Source organism: Rhizobium sp. CB3090 (assembly GCF_029714285.1).
GTDB lineage: Bacteria > Pseudomonadota > Alphaproteobacteria > Rhizobiales > Rhizobiaceae > Rhizobium.
The window spans coordinates 355,078-372,209 of sequence record NZ_CP121663.1 but is presented as its reverse complement, the minus strand read 5'-3'; the positions used below and the strand labels follow the sequence as shown (position 1 = coordinate 372,209).

Below are 17,132 nucleotides of genomic sequence, written 5' to 3'. Positions count from 1 at the left end.
TCCGTCTCAGATCGGACGCAATGTAATACGGTCGACCGGATTACGCCACGCACCGATTTGCTCTCAGGCAGTCTGGACCCTATCCGATGGCATTGCGAATAGTCCTCGAAAGCCGCAACAGGAAGGCGGGCCGGGAGGAGGCGACGAGTTTCCACGACAAAATCGCCCTCGCCATGCGGCCGGGAAGGACGCCGACGGAAAGAAACCATGCCGCCAGCACCGCACGCCGTCGGAGCGATGCGTTCATTTCCAAGCTCGCGACAGCGCCGGCCGTACCGAGTGCAAATCTGGAATCGCTGATCATAGGATGTCGGGATTTATCCATGGTCAGTGACGCCAGTCGCTCTTCCAAATGAACCGGATCGTGGAGATTGACATCCTCAGGCACCCTCAGGCCGATTTCGGCTGCCTGATCCGACAAGGCATCGATACGATGGAAGTCATGTTTCATTCGCCAGCGCGCGCGCTGACCAAGTTTCTCCGCAAAGACGGAGTGATTGGCACCATGGATGCGGTAGGCTCCAAGGCAGGATTCGATCGACGTCACCTTTCCATGAAGGGGCGCTACGGTGACCAGATAGCCATCGGCGCCCTGCCGGAAAGCCGTCTCCGGAACAGGCATGACCACCTCCAGAGCCGAGCGCTTGAAAGCCAGGCCGCTGGTAACGGTCGTCTGATACCGTCCCCTCTGCAGCAGTTTCGGGGTAACGTCACCGGAGTCGAACGGGAGTTCCGGCGGCGGGAACACATCCTTTACCTGCATGTCTTCATCGACGATATGCAATCTGAACTGCATCTGGACAGCATCGTCTTCCCAGGCCTCGACAATCTCGGATATGGCGTTCGGGTAAAGGTAATCGTCGGCATCGAGAAAAAGGACGATCTCACCGCGGCTCGCCGCAAAACCGGTATTGAACGCCGCTGCATGCCCGCCGTTCTTCTCTCTCAGGCAGGTCCCAATTCGAGACCCGTATGAAGCAACAATATCGGCCGTGTCATCGGTCGACGCATCGTCGACGACGATGACTTCAGTATTGTCGTAACTTTGCTCCAACGCGCTGTCGATGCAGCGCGGCAGAAAGCGAGCGTAGTTGTAGTTCGAGATGATAATGGAAACTAAAGCACGATCTGGGATGGAGTGCATCGCATTGAACCTCGCAAATTTGCTTTGGTCGCGGCGAACCTACTCATTCAGGTCCTGTGGATTAAAACCCAATTCCGGCGAGCACAGCTCTTCAAAGCTGAAAAGCTGCCGTCACAGACATGCTGGCCGATGGGTCGCGAAGATAGATTTGATCTGTCTGTACCGTCGCGAGCCTCCTCAGCTTTATGGCTTTTGAATGACTATGGCATCCGAACACCTCGACGGAATGCCCGGCGCGTCTCATGTCCTTCCGCTTCAGCAAAGACTAAAAAAGGTCTTCAGGTGGCTGTCAGCGTCATTGCCGATAGTCGCGCCCCATCGGAACAGGAAGCGATTTCTCATGAAGCAAGTGCAGACACAAACTTATTATTCGGGCACTCAGCTCCCATTATGCCCATCTACGGCTGTTCTAGCGTCCCTGCGCTTCGGCGCTTTGTCATCGTCTGTAAGCCTGTGAACTATTCGCGCAATATTTCGGACCGGTCACAGAAGTCGGCCGGCGAAGCTCTCGTATCCGAGCTCGACGTTGCCCCTCACAATGCAGTGAAGCATCAGGAATCCATTTCGGTCGTCGTTCCAACTCTCAACGAGACCGACAATGTCGATATCCTGCTGTCTTCTCTGCTTTCGCAGTCGGGTGGCGACATCGTGCTGGAGGTTTTGATCGCCGACGGCGGATCGACCGACGGCACGATCGAACGCGTCCGGGCATGGGAAGGCAAGGCACCCGTCAGGCTCATTTCCGCGGGCGGCAAAGGAGGCTTGGCCGGAGACGTGCTCTGGGCAGCGAAATATGCCCGCAGCGAGATCGTGGTGGTCATGGATGCCGATCTCAGCCATCCGCCGGAGGAGATCCGCAATCTTGTTCGGCCTATCATCGACGGAACCAGCGACATGGTGGTCGGAAGCCGCTATGTGCCGGGTGGCGCTACGCCCGATTGGCCTCGCTCGCGCCGGCTCCTCTCCCGCCTCGGCGGCGCCTTGGCGTGGCCCTTGACCGATATGCGGGATCCGATGTCCGGGTTCTTTGCCGTGCGCAAGGAGCGGCTTTTGACGATCGATCCGACCGCAATCGGCTTCAAGATCGGTCTCGAAATCATTGCCGAAGGCGGTGATACGCTTCGGCTGACCGAGATCCCGATCATCTTTCGCGATCGAGTGCATGGGCAAACGAAGATCGGATGGGGGCAGATGATAGACTATGCCCGCCGTCTGATGGTCCTTGCCGGAGGCGCAGTTTCCTTTGGAAACGCGACGCGTTTTGCAGGCGTCGGCCTCATTGGCCTCGCCATCGACTTGCTGATCTTCCAGATTCTCTTCGGGACGGGGTTCGGCTTGGTGACCGCCCATCTCGTCAGCTTCGCCGTCGCGACGATCTCCAATTACGTCCTCAACTCCAGATGGGCGTTTGCAAGCGACGGACCACGGCATCGCGAACGGGATTGGAGGCGTTACATCCGCTTCATGACCATCTGCCTGCTTGCTTTCGCCTTGCGGGGCGGCGTGCTGGCCGGTGCCGTCGACCTGCTCGGATGGCCTCCCCAGGCCGCCATCATCCTGGGCGTCGGGGCGGCGGCCATCGTCAACTATCTCGGCAATGCCTTCTTCGTATTCCCATATGACCGCCCGCGCATGCCCGCTGACGTGCGATGGCGGGTGGCGGCGATCGGCGTACTGGGCTACGTCCTCGCTTTGCGACTGGTCTTCCTTGGGCTTGTCGATCTCGTGCCCGAGGAAACTTACTATTGGAATTACGCGCAGCATCTCGACATCGGATATCTGGATCATCCACCGATGGTCGCCTGGCTGATATGGGCCGGAACGAGCCTGTTTGGCGACACGGGATTTGGCGTTCGCATCGGCGCCTATCTCGCCTGGATCGTGACCTGCTTCTTCGCTTTCCGGTTCTCGCGCAATCTATTCGGCAAGTCGGCCGCATTGGTCAGCGTGTTGCTGGTCGCCATCCTGCCGTTTTTCTTCTCCACCGGCTTCATGATGATGCCGGACGTACCCCTGACCGCTGCTTGGGCAGGAACGCTCTATTTCCTCGAGCGCACCCTGATAGCGGGAAAGCGTCGGGCCTGGTGGGGCGTCGGCCTGTGTGTCGGCCTTGGAATGCTCTCCAAATATACGATCGCGCTCCTCGGACCCGCCACGCTGATCTTCGTTCTTCTTGATGCCAGGGCGCGACGTTGGCTGCTGCGACCGCAACCTTATCTTGCCGCCGTGTTCGCTGCGGTGCTTTTCTCGCCGGTGATCTACTGGAACGCGACGCATCACTGGGCTTCGTTCGCTTTCCAGAGCGCGGATCGCCTGGAAGGCACGACGACCTTCTCGCTTCCCTCCCTGATCACCAGCGTCGCAATCCTGCTGACACCATTGGGATTGGTGGCCGCGATAGCCGCGCTGGTGACCAGAAACAGCGTGACGTTTGCGGTGAAGACGGACTCGGAGGCTGCCCGCCGATCTCTTTTCATCAAGGTCTTTACGATCATTCCCCTGCTGGTCTTCGTCGCATTCAGCCTGTTTCACGAGGTTAAGCTGAACTGGACGGGACCGCTCTGGCTTGCCCTTCTGCCGTCGATCTCGGCCACCATCGTCGCGGCCGGCAGCAGCGTATCGAGGTTCGACGGCCTGCTGCGGCGGCTATGGGTTCCGACCGTAATGACCACGCTCGTCATCTACGGACTTGGTCTGCATTATCTCGTCCTCGGATTTCCGATGGTCGGTCATTTCGGCAATATCCGGACACTGCCTGTCGCCTGGCAGGAATTCGGTCGCCAAACCGAATTGATCGAACATAACGTCGAGCAGGAAACGGGTAAGCAGGTACTGTTGGCCGGAATGGACAAGTATTTCGTGGCAAGCGAGATCGCTTTCTACAATCGCGCCGACGACGATGCGGTTCAGACGTCCGTGGGACGGGGCGCTCTCGGCCAAGATAGCTTGATGTATGGCTACTGGTTCAAACCCGCCGACCTGCAGGGGCGCAACGTCATTCTCTTCGGACTGAAGCGAGGCGACCTGGAACGGGCTTCTCTTGATCCGCTGTTTTCCCGAATAACGGAAATCAAAGAGCAACAGGTGACGAAGCATGGAGAGCCTGTGGGCAGCTTCTTCTACAGGATCGGATATGATCTTCGCAGTTGTCTTCCGCCTACAGCCCAAACCGCAGGAATATCATGCCATGGGCAGTGAGCCGGCGCGAACCCAGGCAAAAAAGTGCAGGCCAGGGCGACTGACCCTGGCCTGATAAGCACACCCTGAGAGCAACCTCCCGGCCTACCGGAAGAGGTCCTGGATAAACATGGAGGTTTCCGGGATGAGGGTGACGATCATGAGCGTGGTCCAGAGCGCGACCATGAACGGCCAGATCGAGCGGATTACCTTGCTGACCGGCACCTCGCCGATAGCACAGCCGAGATAGAAGGCCGCACCGACCGGCGGGGTGTTGAGGCCGATGGTCGAATTCAAAAGCACGATGATGCCGAACTGAACCGGGTCCATGCCGTATTGCGTGACGATCGGCAGGAAGATCGGCGTGCACACCAGAATATGTGCGGCCATGTCGAGGAATATGCCGAAGATGAACAGCGCTATATTGACCAGGATGAAAATCACCCATGGCTGCGTGCTGACATGGCTGAGCGCTTCGCCCACCATGTCGGCGACGCCGTAAATGCTCATCAGATAACCGAACATCGTCGAAATGCCGATCAACAGCAGCACGACACCCGTGGTCTTGGTAGCCTTCGCCACCGCTTTCAAAAAGTTTTCGAAGGACAGGCTGCGATAGACGAAGATCGTCAGCAGCAGAGCATAGAGGACGGCAACGGCGCCCGCTTCCGCCGCGGTGAAGACGCCGGACAGAATGCCGCCGACGATGATGACGATGATGAAAAGGCCGGGAACCGCGGCCGCGAGACTGCGCCAGACCTCGATCCAACCCGGAAACTCGCCACGGCTGTAGCCGCGCGTGCGCGCGACGAAATAGGCGGTCAACACATTGGCAACCGTCAGGATCATTGCAGGAATAGCGCCCGCCATGATCAAGGCATTCATCGACACCAGACCACCGGCAGCCAGCGAATAGATGATCATATTGTGGCTGGTCGGCATCAGCGCGCCGACGAGCGAGGAATAGGTGGTGACGTTGACCGCATAATCCGCATGGATCCCTTCCTTTTTCATCAGGGGGATCAGAGCCGAGCCCATGGCCGAGACATCGGCGACCGGCGAACCGGAGACACCGCCGAACATGGTGCAGGCAACGACATTGGTCATGCCGAGACCGCCGCGCACATGGCCGACCATCGCCTTGGAGCTGCGGATGATCCTATCGGCGATGCCGCCATACATCATCAGCTCGCCGGTGAAGATGAAGAACGGAATGGTGAGGAAAGAGAAGGTGCCCATGCCGGACGCCATGCGCTGGAAGACGACCGCGAGCGGCAGCCCTTCGTAGAGCACGGTGGCGATCGACGACAGGCCGATGGCGAAGATGACCGGCATGCCGAGCACCAGCCCGCCAACGAAGACTGAGCAGAGAATGATCAATGCCATGAGGGGATAACCTTGATTTTCAGGACGGCGGCAACGATCCGCTCGACGGCGAAGAGCGCGATGAGCACGCCGCCGGCCGCAAGCGGCACATAGCTCCACGCCTGCGAAATCGGCAGGCCGGGATTGATGTAAGGCGCCATCTCGATGCTGAGTTCGCCGCCGCTCCAGGCCATCGACAGACCAAAGACGACCATGCCGAGATAAACGACGATCTCGGCCGCCAGACGAACACCCTCGGGCGCAAAATTCAGGAGCGAGTCCATGCCGATATGACGTCCGTCGCGAACGCCGACTGCTGCCGCGAGGCAAGTGACGTAGAGAATGACCACGAGCGCGAATATCTCGGTCCAGGCTGGGGAGTCGTTGAGCACGTAGCGCCCGAAGATTTGATAGAGGACGGCTGCGACAATCAGAATTGTCCCGACGATCGCAATCATAAGGCAGATGCGCGAGAGCCACGCATGAAAGGCGAAATAGACGCCGAGCATGCCGGTTGTGTTGGTGGTGGTACGGACCGCTTGCGAACGCGCGGTGAGATCTACCGGCAGTGCATGCATATGCGCGCCCATTGCTTGTCTCCTCGGATTGATCATTTAGGCCCGACGTATCGATTGCCGCCTTTTCGGCGTCTCTTAGGCGTCGGGCGACGGCAGGCAGTGCGGGGGCGCATCAAACGCCCCCGGCAGACTTCGTTATTTCGTTGCCTTGATCTTGGTGATCATATCCTTGAGGGCCGGATCGGTGATGAACTGGTCATAGATCGGCTGCATGGCGGCTTCGAACGGCGCCTTGTCCAGCGGGATCACCTCGACGCCGGCCGCCTTCACCTTCTCCTCAGACGTCGTTTCCATCGCGTCCCAGAGTTGGCGCATGTAAACGACGGACTGTTTGGCGAGCTTGCGCACCAGCGCCTGCTCTTCTGGGGTGAAGCTGTCATAGACACGCTTAGACATCAGCAAGACGTCTGGCGCCATCGAGTGTTCGCTCAGCGAATAATACTTGGCGAGCTCGTAGTGATGGAAATTGTAGTAGCTCGGCCAGTTGTTCTCGGCGCCGTCGATCAGCCCCGTCTTCAGGCCGGTGAAGACCTCGCCCGTCGGCATCGGCGTGGCGTTGGCGCCGAGCGCCTTCATCATCGCCACCCAGATATCGGACTGTTGCACGCGGATTTTCAGGCCCTTGAGGTCCTCCATCTTCCGCACCGGCTTGGTGGTATAGAAGGAGCGCGAGCCTGAATCGTAGAAGGCGAGGCCGACGAGGCCATGAGCATCGCAATCTGCCAGGATCTGATCGCCGATCGGTCCGTCGAGAACCGTGCGCATTTGAGCCTTGTCGTGGAACAGGAACGGCAGGACCGGCACCATCATCGCCGGGCAAATAGTGTTCAGCGTTCCCGCATTGACGCGGATGAAGTCGAGGGCCCCGAGCTTGACCTGCTCGATGGTGTCCTTCTCGCTGCCGAGCTGCGAGTTCGGGAAGACCTTGATCGTGTATTTGCCATCGGTCGCCTTGCTGAGCTCATCGCTCATATATTGCACGGCCTTGACGGTCGGGTAATCCGGCGCCTGCACGTCGGCTGAACGGAACTGACGGGCCTGTCCCGTCGTGAACGTGCCGAGCGCAAGAAGGCCGGCAAATGCTGTCGTGATGATTCTGGTGCTGCGCTTCATTGTTTCCCTCTCTCCTAGTCACAAAACAAAAATGACTGCCTGCTTCCGTGCCCGGAGATCCCGGTCACGGCTGGGCTGAAAACGGCGGTTATTTTTTGAATGGCAATGGCGGTTTGACCGGTCCGGTCTGCGCCACGTTCGGCGCGGGCGCTGCCCCCCAATGGCAGCTCCCAAGATGCCGGCAATAGTCATCATCTCCCCTCCTCAACGAAAGCCGGAACCTCCTCGTCCCGGCCGAAATCTCACTGCATTGCGGCCCTGAACGGCCCAAAACCAAAAAGCGCCTCGGGATTGTCGACGAGGGCAAGCCTGAGGGCGGCGACACTCGGCAGCCAGCCAAGTACGGTGTCCGTCAGGCTTGCATCGTCAGGATAATCGGCGTTTTGCCGCGCCAGATTGTGAGGCCAGTTCGTGCCCCAGATGATCCGCTCCGGCGCATGGGCAGCCAAGTCGCGGGCGACGGCGGCAATATCCTCATAGGCGTGGCCACCGCTTTTCGAGGATTCGTAGCAGCCGGCAAACTTGAACCAGCAATTGCCCCTGTCGATCAGCCGCTTCACCGCCGCGATCTGCGGGCTCTCCGGCGTGACCCCTGAAAAGAACTTGCCGTGATGATCGAGCACCCAACGGGATTTCAGCCGCGCCAGCCGAGCCTCGTGCTCAAGAATGTGGCTACCGTCGAACTGCACGGCCAGCATCCAGCCGCGCGCGATCGCTCTGTCATCAATGGCTTCGAGCGCGTCCAGACCGACGGCGCCGCCCGGCAGGTCCATAATGCGGGCGCCGACGACGCCGGCCTCCGCGAGCCTGTCGAGCTCCGCCTCCGGCGTCTCGGCGTCGATGACGGCGACGCCGCGGGCGATGTCGCCCATTTCGGCGAGGCAGGCATAAAGATTGCCATTGTCGCGCTGATGGGCATTGCCCTGCGTGATGACCACGCGGTCTATGCCGAGCCAGCCCATCACCTGGCGATATTGGTCCGGTGTGGGCAGGCTGCCAGCCGGCAGGTCGGGACCGCCAGGCTGTGCCGGAAAACCGGGCAGATACATGTGCATCTGCGTGTCCACCGTTCCCTGGGGAAGGACGGCGCGAGGCGGAGCGCCTGAGAGCTTGCGCACCAGCATATCACCTGTCCTCTGTACAAAGTTCAACCGCCATTTCACCGCTTCCAGGGCGAGATGAGCTTGTCGAGCATGGCTTCTTCCTCGGCGGTCAAATCATCCAGAGGCGGCCGCACCCCGCCGGCTTCGAAGCCCTGCAACCTGACGCCGGCCTTGATGGCGGAAACCGCATAGCCCTTGCGGCGGTTGCGAATGGCCATGAAGGGATAGAAGAAGTCCTTCAGGATCGTCTCGCAGCGCACGCGTTCACCGGCGCGAAGCGCCCTGTAGAACTCGACGGCCAACGCCGGCACGAAATTGAAGACGGCCGAAGAATAGGTGGTGAAGCCGGCGCCGAGATAGGCTTCGGCAAAGAGTTCGGCTGTCGGCATGCCGCCAAGATAGGTCAGACGGTTGCCAAGTGTGGCGGTGATCTGACGCACCACACCGATGTCGCCGGTGCCGTCCTTGAAACCGACCAGGTTCGGGCATTCGTCGCAGAGGCGCCTCAGCGTATCTACCGAAAGCACCGAGTTATCGCGGTTATAGACCATGACGCCGATATCGACCGACTGGCAGATGCGTTTGATGTGGGTATAGAGCCCTTCCTGCGGCGCATCGATCAGGTAGTGCGGCAGAAGCAGGATACCATCGGCGCCAGCCTTCTGGACCGCCTGCGCCAGCTCGACGCCGACATGCGAGCCGAAGCCGCAGCCCGAAACGATTGCCGTCTTGCCCGCGGCCTCCTTGGCTGCCCTGACAATGGTCGGGATCTCGTTCGGCGACAGTGAGAAGAACTCACCTGTGCCCCCGGCTGCAAACAGCACCGGCGCATCATAGCCGGAAAGCCATTCGATATGACGCTGATAGCTGTCGGAGCGGAATTTCTCCTCCGCATCGAAATGCGTAACAGGAAAGGACAACAGGCCTGCACCCAGCGCGGCCTTGATTTCTTGTGGCGTCATCAGGAATTCCTCTTCTGCCTCCTCAGGCAGGAGTTGTCATATATGTATGACTCTTTCCTGTCAACAACTCATCATACAGGTTTGCGCTGTTCGCGCAGAAGCGCGCGATAGCGCTCCTGACTGCCCCGCAGATGCCTGCGCATCGCCTCGCGGGCGCCCTCTTCATCGCCGTTCGATATTGCGACGACGATCTGACGATGCTCCTCGTCGATCAGCAGGATGTAGGCATCCTGATCGGGCTCGGGCTCCCCCTCGCGCATGGCTGCGCGTGGAATGATTCGTGGCCCGATCATCGAAAGAAATTCCCGGAAACGGGAATTGTTCGTCGCCTCGGCGATGGCGAGATGAAGTGCGAAATCGGCTTCGCTTGTCGGAGCCCCCGCATTGAAACAGTCGCGCAACGCATGGTGCCGCTCGAAGATCGTCTCTTCCTGCGCCGGTGACCGCCGCAATGCGGCAAGCCCGGCAGCTTCGACCTCCACGGCGGTTCGAAGCTCCAAAAGCTCGATAACAGACGAAACCCGGGCCTGATCGAGATTTCCGAAGGAAAGGACCGGCAGCGCTGACTGCTCCAGCACGAAGACTCCTGCCCCCTGTTGCGCCTCGACCAGACGGTCAGCCCTCAGCGCCGCGATCGCCTCGCGCACGACCGTACGGCTGACACCGTGAGTCTCCGTGAGTTGCGATTCACTCGGCAGCTTGGTTCCCGGCGGAAACTGTCCGCTCGCAATAGCCCGACGCAGCGTATTGGTGAGACGCGCAACCAGTGTCTGCGACCTGGCTTCAGTCTGGGACTTTGGCTGAACGGCCACGTCGGTACCTCTCTTGATCGGTTTCGGCCTTGAGAAAAGCACCGCGCGAAGTCGTATGTCAAGTTGATGCCGACGCATGCGTTCAGTAAACTTGTAGGCAAAGATTATCAACATGTATGATGACTTTGCAAGATAGGCGTATCCACCCAAAATGGGCGATCCCGACGCCGCCGCCTGATCTGCCAACATGTGCATCCGATACTGGAGCAACTCGCCGGTTTCGCAATGTCTTGCTCTCGGATGCCTTACAGTTCTATTTATCGTCCGATGGATTTGGAGCGAAAAGAGAAGCCTGGACAATGCCCGATAGCCGAGGCCAAATGAACGACAACGTCATTAAATTTCGAAGACCGAAGCCACCCAAAACGCCGCGCCCTGGCCTGCGCAAGTTGCTTGTCATCCTCGTCATGATTGCGGTTTTCGCGGCCGCTTGGGGATATTTCCAGATCTTCGGCCAGCCGGTTTGATGAGAATGCGACCATCCTGACAAAATAAAACGCCCGCTACATGAGAGCGGGCGTCCGAACATCACACCGTCACGGCCTGAGAGAATTCAATATTACCGTGCGAGCGCTTCGCGGGCGATGCGCGGAATATCCGAACGCTCGATACCGATGTCGCTCAGCCTGTGGTTCGACATGCGGCCGAGTTCCGATACGGTCCGACGATATTTGCGCCAGTTGTTGAAGGAATGTGCTACCTTCATGTTCATCCCCTTTCTGCGGGCTTGAAAGAGCGGCTGCCATCCAGGCGCCGCCGTGTTTTCGATGACTGGCATATAAGGTTTGACTTCCCTGGTTAAAAGCGCCGTTCCATCAATACACCATTGCAATACGCGCATATCTTTCATGGTATCGCATGTTTTTTAGACGTTATACGCCTGATCGAGCCCGGTCGAATTGCCGGAAATGACGCGAGTTCCGGCGCATCCGCCAAGTTTCGAGGCTTTGAGCTTCATCGCTCCTCCGACATTCGATATATTTGACATGCGAAAAACGCAGACCTGATCCTACGCATTGTTCCACCTCTTAACGCCCTTCGTCTTAGCAATTACCGCCGTGAACAGCGGCTATATTGACGCCGAAGCTGACCACAAAGGTCTGACCTATCGATCTACCAGGCAGGATCGGGTAAAATTACTCACAGACAAGAGGATATCCGTTCATGAGCCTTCGTCTGCCGCAGTCTCTGAGACAGTTCAATTCGAGTGGTGGGTTCAATGTTCTCGAATACGAACTCATGTCCGAACGGGCCAGCTCCCTTGGACGCCTCGGGCTGAAGGTAGAGTCCGTGCTTGCGGAGCTGCGGGCTTGGGACGCGCCCCGCCACAGCCAGGCAGAGCGCGAGAACCTTGTAAACAAGGCTTCCGATGCAGTCTGGGCCTTTTTCATTCAGCGCGAAATCTGCGGCCTACGAAATGGTCGCGACGTCATTCAACGTTATGCTATCCCCAAGGAGGTGCTCGCGAGGGTTGGCGTTGTACGCCGATGAACCGGGTAGCCGGCGACGCCACCGAGTTCACGGGATTCTCGCTGGGCGCAGCAGCGCCCAGCTTTGGCTCTAGCGAAACGATCGTTCAGCTCACGGCCTCGAGCTTATCCTGCGTCCTCATTTCGAAATCGCTGGCGTCATGACGCTCATGCAATTGGCTTGAGGGCTCGCCGGATACCCGGTTGACCATCCGTCCGCGTTTCACTGCCGGCCGCTCGAAGATGGTGTCGGCCCAACGCTGGACGTTCTTGTAGTCCTGCACCTGAAGGAACTCCGCCGCACCGTATTGCCAACCCTTGACCAGGCCACCATACCAGGGCCAAACGGCCATGTCCGCGATTGTATAATCCTTACCGCCCAGATATTCGCTTTCGGCAAGGCGGCGATCGAGCACGTCGAGCTGGCGCTTCACCTCCATGGCAAAGCGGTCTATCGCATATTCGATCTTCGTCGGCGCGTAAGCGTAGAAATGGCCGAAGCCGCCGCCGAGATAAGGGGCGCTTCCCATCTGCCAGAAAAGCCACGACAGGCACTCGGCACGTGCGGCGGCATCGGTCGGCAAGAAGGCGCCGAACTTTTCGGCGAGATAGACAAGGATCGAACCGGACTCGAAAACCCGAATCGGCTTCGAGCCACTGCGGTCCATCAGAGCGGGTATCTTGGAGTTGGGATTGACCTCCACGAAGCCGCTTCCAAACTGCTCACCCTCGCCAATCCTGATCAGCCAGGCGTCATATTCCGCGCCGCTATGGCCGAGAGCCAGCAACTCTTCCAGCATGATCGTGACTTTCACACCGTTCGGCGTCGCGAGCGAGTAAAGCTGGAGGGGGTGGCGGCCGACCGGCAGTTCCTTGTCGTGTGTCGGTCCTGCGATAGGACGGTTGATATTCGCGAACTGGCCGCCATTCGCCTTGTTCCAGGTCCAGATTTTCGGCGGCGTATAATCGGTAGAACCGGTCATGCTCAAACTCCTGATATTTGACAGGGACATACAATCGATATCGCTTCGATGGTCTGCCTTGCACCTAGCAGAGGTAGCGATGTTTTGTCAGGGGGGAAGGGCGCCACTTCACGCAACAGTGAGACAATCATCGAATTGAGGGTGACAAACACGCGCGTCACGGCGCCTCGCAGGTGCCCGAGCGAGGGGCTGGATTGTCGATGATTAATGCATGTCGCGCAAAAGTGTGGGAGCGAATCTGAAAGATCGCGACGAGCTTTAGAATGATCTACGTAGACTTTTGGGCTGCGAAGGGCAAGAAAACGCATCATCCAGCGCGATGCAGCCCTACGGGTTTTCTTGCGACAAGCACGAAAAAAGGCCCGGAGGGAAACCGGGCCTTTTCCCTTTTCTGATCGGAGGTCAAATTCAGATCAGATTAGAAGCTGCGCTCGAAGCGGAGAACGCCAGCCCACTGATCTTCGTTGATCGAATCCCAGTTGGTGTAGGTGATTTCCGGCTCGACGAGCAGGTTCTTAACCGGCTTCCACTTCAGGTTCGTCGTAGCGGAGAAGATCTTCGAGTCGGTGTAAGCGGCCTGGAAGTTCCACTTCAGCTTGTCGTTGATCGGAACGCCGATGCCGCCCCAAACTGCCCAGTCGCCCCAGCCGATACCAGCAGCGTCGCCGCCACCGTTCGCGCCAGCATACTTGTTCAGCTTGTCGCCGTCCGTGTTCCAGCCGCCCATGACGAAGGCAGAGAAGACACCGAAGTCAGCGTCGACACGAGCCTTGATAGCGCCTTCTTCGACGATGGAGTCATAACCACCGACGACCTTGAAGGACCATGCGCCAGCCTTGTAGCCAGCACCGGCAACGACGTCCGGAGCGTAGTGATCCGAGCTGTCTTCGCCGTTAGCGCCGGTTGCGCCAACGCCGGAATTCGTGTCTTCCACCGAGATCACAGCCGTGAAGCCATTGCCGGCGTCATAGTTGTAGGTGATCTGGTTGAGTTCGTACGGGCCGTCATAGACCACGTCGTCGTTGATGACGTCGCCGGCGTAACCGGTGAAGACGTTGAACTGCGAGTCTTCCTTACCGATGGTGAAGCCACCGAGGCTGATGCTTGCGTGCAGCAGGTTGGTGCCCGTGGAGCCGCCTTCCTGCCAATCCCAACGCAGTTCCGTGTTGGTCTTCAGCGGACCGTATTCGGTGTCGGTAGCCGTCTGAAGCTGCAGTTCAGCGCGGGTGTGCCAGAGCGTGCCGCGAACGTTGTTCGGGTTGTAAGCGTCGTACCATTCACCTTCCGTACGAACCTTGCCGCCGATCTTGAGGCAGGTTTCGGTACCCGGGATGAAGAAGTAGCCTGCACCGTAGGCGTCGCAGATGCGAACGTATTCGAGCGGCTCCGGTTCAGCAGCAACAACAGCGTCAGCCGCGTGTGCACCGGAAACTGCTGCAAGCGCAGCAGCGGAGCCGAGAAGAAGGCTCTTGATGTTCATTTTTTCTCCAATCTGTGTGCCTGATCGGAACGACCCGGAAATTATCCGTTACGTTCATTCATCCGGCTGTTCCCTATAATTGAAAGTTCTCGAACTTCCGGGCGCAAGATAGCCAGAGAAGCACCATAGCCAATATAGTATTTTGGCAAATACAAGAAAATAACCGACATAAATCCGTCATAGATGCAGAAATACATCAGTAAAATAAGGATAATCGAATATATAAGTCTTGTTTTGGCATTATAAATATTCAGAAACATACCTACTGTACGTATAACTATACAGACTATACATACGATACTGATAAATAGCGTTCATATTGTAAGGTTTTATTATCATTTTTCGCGGGGTTATTGCGAGAATTTATCGTCCCATAGCTGTTAGCAGGCGACCCTCATCGCTTCCATGGGTTGTCAGCGATGAGGGTTGCCGAAGGATTGCCGGGTTACCGTCAGTTCCAGCTTACAGATATCCCAGCCGCGGAGAGGCAAGCAGCCGCGAAGACAGCTATGCGCCAAAGGCGCCACCTCAGTCATCACAGGCCGGCCGAAAGCTTGTTGCAGGACAGTCAAAGACTGGACAAACCCATCGGATATGGGCAAACCGATACCATATTCGCCCTGCCCTGATGCCAACGGTCAGGTGGGATCACATGCGCCATATTTCGCGGAGTGCAAAATGACAAAACCAACCTATTTCGCGCCGACAGGTGGCGCTCCGAAGCAGACGGAACTCCTAACCGGCCGCGCGGTCTTCACCGAAGCCTATGCCGTGATCCCCAAAGGCGTGATGATGGACATCGTCACGAGCTATCTGCCTTTCTGGGAAAGAACACGCCTTTGGGTGCTCTCACGCCCGCTTTCCGGCTTCGCGGAAACCTTCTCACAATATATCATGGAGGTCGCCCCAGGAGGCGGCAGCGAGCAGCCGGAATTGGATCCGCACGCCGAGGGAGCGCTCTTCATTGTAGAAGGAGAGGTGACGATCGAACTGGGAAAAGAAGTTCACGTGCTCCATCCCGGCGGCTTCGCCTTCTTGCCACCCTCGTCCGGTTGGCGGCTTCGCAATCGCGGATCGGCGCCTGCGCGATTCCATTGGGTTCGCAAGGCCTATGAGGCCGTTCAGGGCATGGACGCGCCAGAGCCGATTTTCACCAATGAGCAAGAAATCGCACCAACGCCGATGCCTGGGACCGACGGGAAATGGGCCACGACCCGGTTCGTGGATCCAATGGACCTGCGCCACGACATGCACATCACGATCGTCACCTTCGAACCCGGCGCCGTTATCCCGTTTGCGGAAACCCATGTAATGGAGCACGGTCTCTACGTACTCGAGGGCAAAGCCGTTTACCGGCTGAATCAAGATTGGGTGGAAGTCGAGGCCGGCGACTTCATGTGGCTACGCGCCTTCTGCCCTCAGGCCTGCTATGCCGGTGGCCCGGGGAAATTCCGCTACCTCCTTTATAAGGACGTCAATCGGCATATGAAGCTGTCGCGGTATTGAGGACTGGCATGTGATGTCCGACTCGCGCGCGGAGTTTCGTAGAACCGGGCATTGAGATAGGCCCGGATTTCGCCGTAGCCGACATGGCGGCCTTGTCCGCCTCCTTCCGCAACGACTGTGCTGACGGCTATTGAACCAACCGCGGCGATGCACTTCCGCTGCTTGCCGATGATCCACTCGTGCCCGCCAATGGCGTCAGGTTCCAGTTGGTGCCGTCGAGGCTCAAGTCGTCGAGGACGATCGCCGTGCGGTCGTTATTCATCGCAAAGGTGGAGTTGAAGTGAGCATTTCGGCTGGGCAAATAGATAATGCCGTTCAGTATGGCATTCTGGTTGCCGTTGAAGAGCATGTCGGTCTTCTGCAAGCCGGCTTGCTCGAAGATCAAGATATCCTTGTATTTTCCATCCGTGGGCGCGGACAGATCGATATTCACATTGCCGTTGAAGAATATCTTGGACGTATCGGCGAAATAGAGCGTCACGTCGTCGCCGACCAACGTGGTTCCGGAATTGAAGAACCAATCTCCATTCTTGATCACGTAGAGACCTGGGGCCAGTTCAATTCGCGGTGAACCATTTGCGCTAAGGCCGTTGCAGTAGATCCCCGGTGTGAGCTTGTCGACCGCCTTATTGTCCGGCAGATGTCCGCCCAATTGCTGGTCGCAACCGAGCGAACTCACCGCCGGGAGCGTGCCCGCAAAAGGATCGTCCGCAACCGCGCAATTTTTCTCCACCACCGGATTAAGCTGATTATTGTAGGAGACCTGGGAACCCTTGATACAGATGCGCGCGAGCTTCAATCCGTTGCCGCCATCCGTGAAAGTAGCGGCTGGATAGGCGGCCGACTGAACGTGCATCTCACATGACGTTTTTTGGATTCCTGCGCCCGAATTGACGTAAAGCGCATTCTGGCCGGCATCAAGGAGGAGGATGCAAGGAGCACCGTTGGAGACGGGATCGGATGATGCGGCAATTGCGGCAGAGTGAACGGTGACTGGCACTCGATTGACCCCGACCACGCCGAGAAGCGATGTCGAGAGTGACGCGGTCACGTTACCGGAAATGGTGCCGTCGGAATTAATCGCGAATGTCGCCGAAGGGGAGTATTCCGAGAGAGAGGAAATGCTGTCCTGAAAAAACGTCTGCGCTTCGGCAATTTGTTGAGACTGCGCAACCTTTGCCCCGGCAAGAACTGCCGCATCAAGCCTTTCCTGCAAATCGACCCGCAGAAGGTAGGCGCGACCGAAATCGACAGAGCCTCCGGCGGCTGCCGCCAGGAAGACCACCATCAAAGCGGTGAGGATTCCAAAATTCCCTGCTTTGTCGGCTGCAAAATTCCGGGAGAGAATGATGATGAGACGTCCAAAGGGTGGGAACCTATCAAACTTCGAAATGCGCATGCTTCACCAATCGTTCAAGAAATGACCGGCAAAACACGCGC

At 58.1% G+C, this 17,132-nt stretch carries 15 protein-coding genes; 4 read left to right on the top strand and 11 right to left on the bottom strand.

All coding sequences use genetic code 11. The features are described from left to right. Positions 1-79: 79 nt before the first annotated feature. The gene (locus QA646_RS20445) at positions 80-1,144 is read right to left on the bottom strand and encodes a glycosyltransferase family 2 protein (protein ID WP_283060087.1); all 1,065 of its coding nucleotides are present in this window, start codon (positions 1,142-1,144) and stop codon (positions 80-82) included. A gap of 453 nt (positions 1,145-1,597) precedes the next feature. On the opposite strand from QA646_RS20445, the gene QA646_RS20440 reads away from it, so the two are divergent. Next, on the top strand, positions 1,598-4,342 hold the full coding sequence (locus tag QA646_RS20440) for a glycosyltransferase family 39 protein (RefSeq protein WP_283060086.1): 2,745 nt from the start codon (positions 1,598-1,600) through the stop codon (positions 4,340-4,342). 84 nt (positions 4,343-4,426) lie between these two features. On the opposite strand, the gene QA646_RS20435 is transcribed toward QA646_RS20440, so the two are convergent. The 6 genes from QA646_RS20435 to QA646_RS20410 all read right to left on the bottom strand — a co-directional run bounded on the left by QA646_RS20435 (position 4,427) and on the right by QA646_RS20410 (position 10,254). Further along, the gene (locus tag QA646_RS20435; RefSeq protein WP_283060085.1) at positions 4,427-5,707 is read right to left on the bottom strand and encodes a TRAP transporter large permease; all 1,281 of its coding nucleotides are present in this window, start codon (positions 5,705-5,707) and stop codon (positions 4,427-4,429) included. After that, the gene (locus QA646_RS20430; protein WP_283060084.1) at positions 5,698-6,276 is read right to left on the bottom strand and encodes a TRAP transporter small permease; all 579 of its coding nucleotides are present in this window, start codon (positions 6,274-6,276) and stop codon (positions 5,698-5,700) included. Before QA646_RS20430 ends, QA646_RS20435 begins: the two co-directional genes overlap by 10 nt. A 123-nt stretch (positions 6,277-6,399) precedes the next feature. After that, the gene (locus QA646_RS20425; protein WP_283060082.1) at positions 6,400-7,377 is read right to left on the bottom strand and encodes a TRAP transporter substrate-binding protein; all 978 of its coding nucleotides are present in this window, start codon (positions 7,375-7,377) and stop codon (positions 6,400-6,402) included. Between the two features lie 242 nt (positions 7,378-7,619). Then, positions 7,620-8,501, bottom strand: a complete 882-nt coding sequence (locus tag QA646_RS20420) for an amidohydrolase family protein (protein WP_283060081.1) — start codon at positions 8,499-8,501, stop codon at positions 7,620-7,622. A gap of 35 nt (positions 8,502-8,536) precedes the next feature. Beyond that, positions 8,537-9,442: a 5-dehydro-4-deoxyglucarate dehydratase gene (gene kdgD / locus QA646_RS20415; protein ID WP_283060080.1), complete on the bottom strand. Its 906-nt coding sequence runs from the start codon at positions 9,440-9,442 to the stop codon at positions 8,537-8,539. A gap of 71 nt (positions 9,443-9,513) precedes the next feature. Continuing rightward, positions 9,514-10,254: a FadR/GntR family transcriptional regulator gene (locus QA646_RS20410; RefSeq protein ID WP_283060079.1), complete on the bottom strand. Its 741-nt coding sequence runs from the start codon at positions 10,252-10,254 to the stop codon at positions 9,514-9,516. Positions 10,255-10,574: 320 nt separating this feature from the next. On the opposite strand from QA646_RS20410, the gene QA646_RS20405 reads away from it, so the two are divergent. Beyond that, positions 10,575-10,721, top strand: a complete 147-nt coding sequence (locus QA646_RS20405; protein ID WP_283060078.1) for a hypothetical protein — start codon at positions 10,575-10,577, stop codon at positions 10,719-10,721. Positions 10,722-10,813: 92 nt separating this feature from the next. On the opposite strand, the gene QA646_RS20400 is transcribed toward QA646_RS20405, so the two are convergent. Then, positions 10,814-10,960: a DUF1127 domain-containing protein gene (locus QA646_RS20400; protein ID WP_283060077.1), complete on the bottom strand. Its 147-nt coding sequence runs from the start codon at positions 10,958-10,960 to the stop codon at positions 10,814-10,816. 458 nt (positions 10,961-11,418) lie between these two features. On the opposite strand from QA646_RS20400, the gene QA646_RS20395 reads away from it, so the two are divergent. Continuing rightward, positions 11,419-11,745 carry a DUF6665 family protein gene (locus QA646_RS20395; protein ID WP_283060076.1) on the top strand — a complete coding sequence of 109 codons (327 nt, stop codon included), beginning with the start codon at positions 11,419-11,421 and terminating at the stop codon, positions 11,743-11,745. A gap of 85 nt (positions 11,746-11,830) precedes the next feature. Here the strand turns inward: QA646_RS20395 and yghU are convergent, their stop codons facing one another. Both yghU and QA646_RS20385 read right to left on the bottom strand, forming a co-directional pair. Continuing rightward, positions 11,831-12,706, bottom strand: a complete 876-nt coding sequence (gene yghU, locus QA646_RS20390; protein WP_283060075.1) for a glutathione-dependent disulfide-bond oxidoreductase — start codon at positions 12,704-12,706, stop codon at positions 11,831-11,833. A 418-nt stretch (positions 12,707-13,124) separates the two neighbouring features. After that, positions 13,125-14,186, bottom strand: a complete 1,062-nt coding sequence (locus QA646_RS20385; RefSeq protein ID WP_283060074.1) for a porin — start codon at positions 14,184-14,186, stop codon at positions 13,125-13,127. A gap of 678 nt (positions 14,187-14,864) precedes the next feature. On the opposite strand from QA646_RS20385, the gene QA646_RS20380 reads away from it, so the two are divergent. Continuing rightward, positions 14,865-15,692 carry a bifunctional allantoicase/(S)-ureidoglycine aminohydrolase gene (locus tag QA646_RS20380; RefSeq protein ID WP_283060073.1) on the top strand — a complete coding sequence of 276 codons (828 nt, stop codon included), beginning with the start codon at positions 14,865-14,867 and terminating at the stop codon, positions 15,690-15,692. 127 nt (positions 15,693-15,819) lie between these two features. Here the strand turns inward: QA646_RS20380 and QA646_RS20375 are convergent, their stop codons facing one another. Continuing rightward, entirely contained in the window at positions 15,820-17,091 is a 1,272-nt protein-coding gene (locus QA646_RS20375) for a TadE/TadG family type IV pilus assembly protein (RefSeq protein WP_283060072.1), read from the bottom strand. Positions 17,092-17,132: the final 41 nt, after the last annotated feature.

Bases quoted from the DNA above. Each gene is read 5' to 3' on its own strand.
- QA646_RS20445 (WP_283060087.1), bottom strand. From the start codon at position 1,144: ATGCACTCCATCCCAGATCGTGCTTTAGTTTCCATTATCATCTCGAAC.
- QA646_RS20435 (WP_283060085.1), bottom strand. From the start codon at position 5,707: ATGGCATTGATCATTCTCTGCTCAGTCTTCGTTGGCGGGCTGGTGCTC.
- QA646_RS20430 (WP_283060084.1), bottom strand. From the start codon at position 6,276: ATGGGCGCGCATATGCATGCACTGCCGGTAGATCTCACCGCGCGTTCG.
- QA646_RS20425 (WP_283060082.1), bottom strand. From the start codon at position 7,377: ATGAAGCGCAGCACCAGAATCATCACGACAGCATTTGCCGGCCTTCTT.
- QA646_RS20420 (WP_283060081.1), bottom strand. From the start codon at position 8,501: ATGCTGGTGCGCAAGCTCTCAGGCGCTCCGCCTCGCGCCGTCCTTCCC.
- kdgD (WP_283060080.1), bottom strand. From the start codon at position 9,442: ATGACGCCACAAGAAATCAAGGCCGCGCTGGGTGCAGGCCTGTTGTCC.
- QA646_RS20405 (WP_283060078.1), top strand. From the start codon at position 10,575: ATGAACGACAACGTCATTAAATTTCGAAGACCGAAGCCACCCAAAACG.
- QA646_RS20400 (WP_283060077.1), bottom strand. From the start codon at position 10,960: ATGAAGGTAGCACATTCCTTCAACAACTGGCGCAAATATCGTCGGACC.
- QA646_RS20395 (WP_283060076.1), top strand. From the start codon at position 11,419: ATGAGCCTTCGTCTGCCGCAGTCTCTGAGACAGTTCAATTCGAGTGGT.
- yghU (WP_283060075.1), bottom strand. From the start codon at position 12,706: ATGACCGGTTCTACCGATTATACGCCGCCGAAAATCTGGACCTGGAAC.
- QA646_RS20385 (WP_283060074.1), bottom strand. From the start codon at position 14,186: ATGAACATCAAGAGCCTTCTTCTCGGCTCCGCTGCTGCGCTTGCAGCA.
- QA646_RS20380 (WP_283060073.1), top strand. From the start codon at position 14,865: ATGACAAAACCAACCTATTTCGCGCCGACAGGTGGCGCTCCGAAGCAG.
- QA646_RS20375 (WP_283060072.1), bottom strand. From the start codon at position 17,091: ATGCGCATTTCGAAGTTTGATAGGTTCCCACCCTTTGGACGTCTCATC.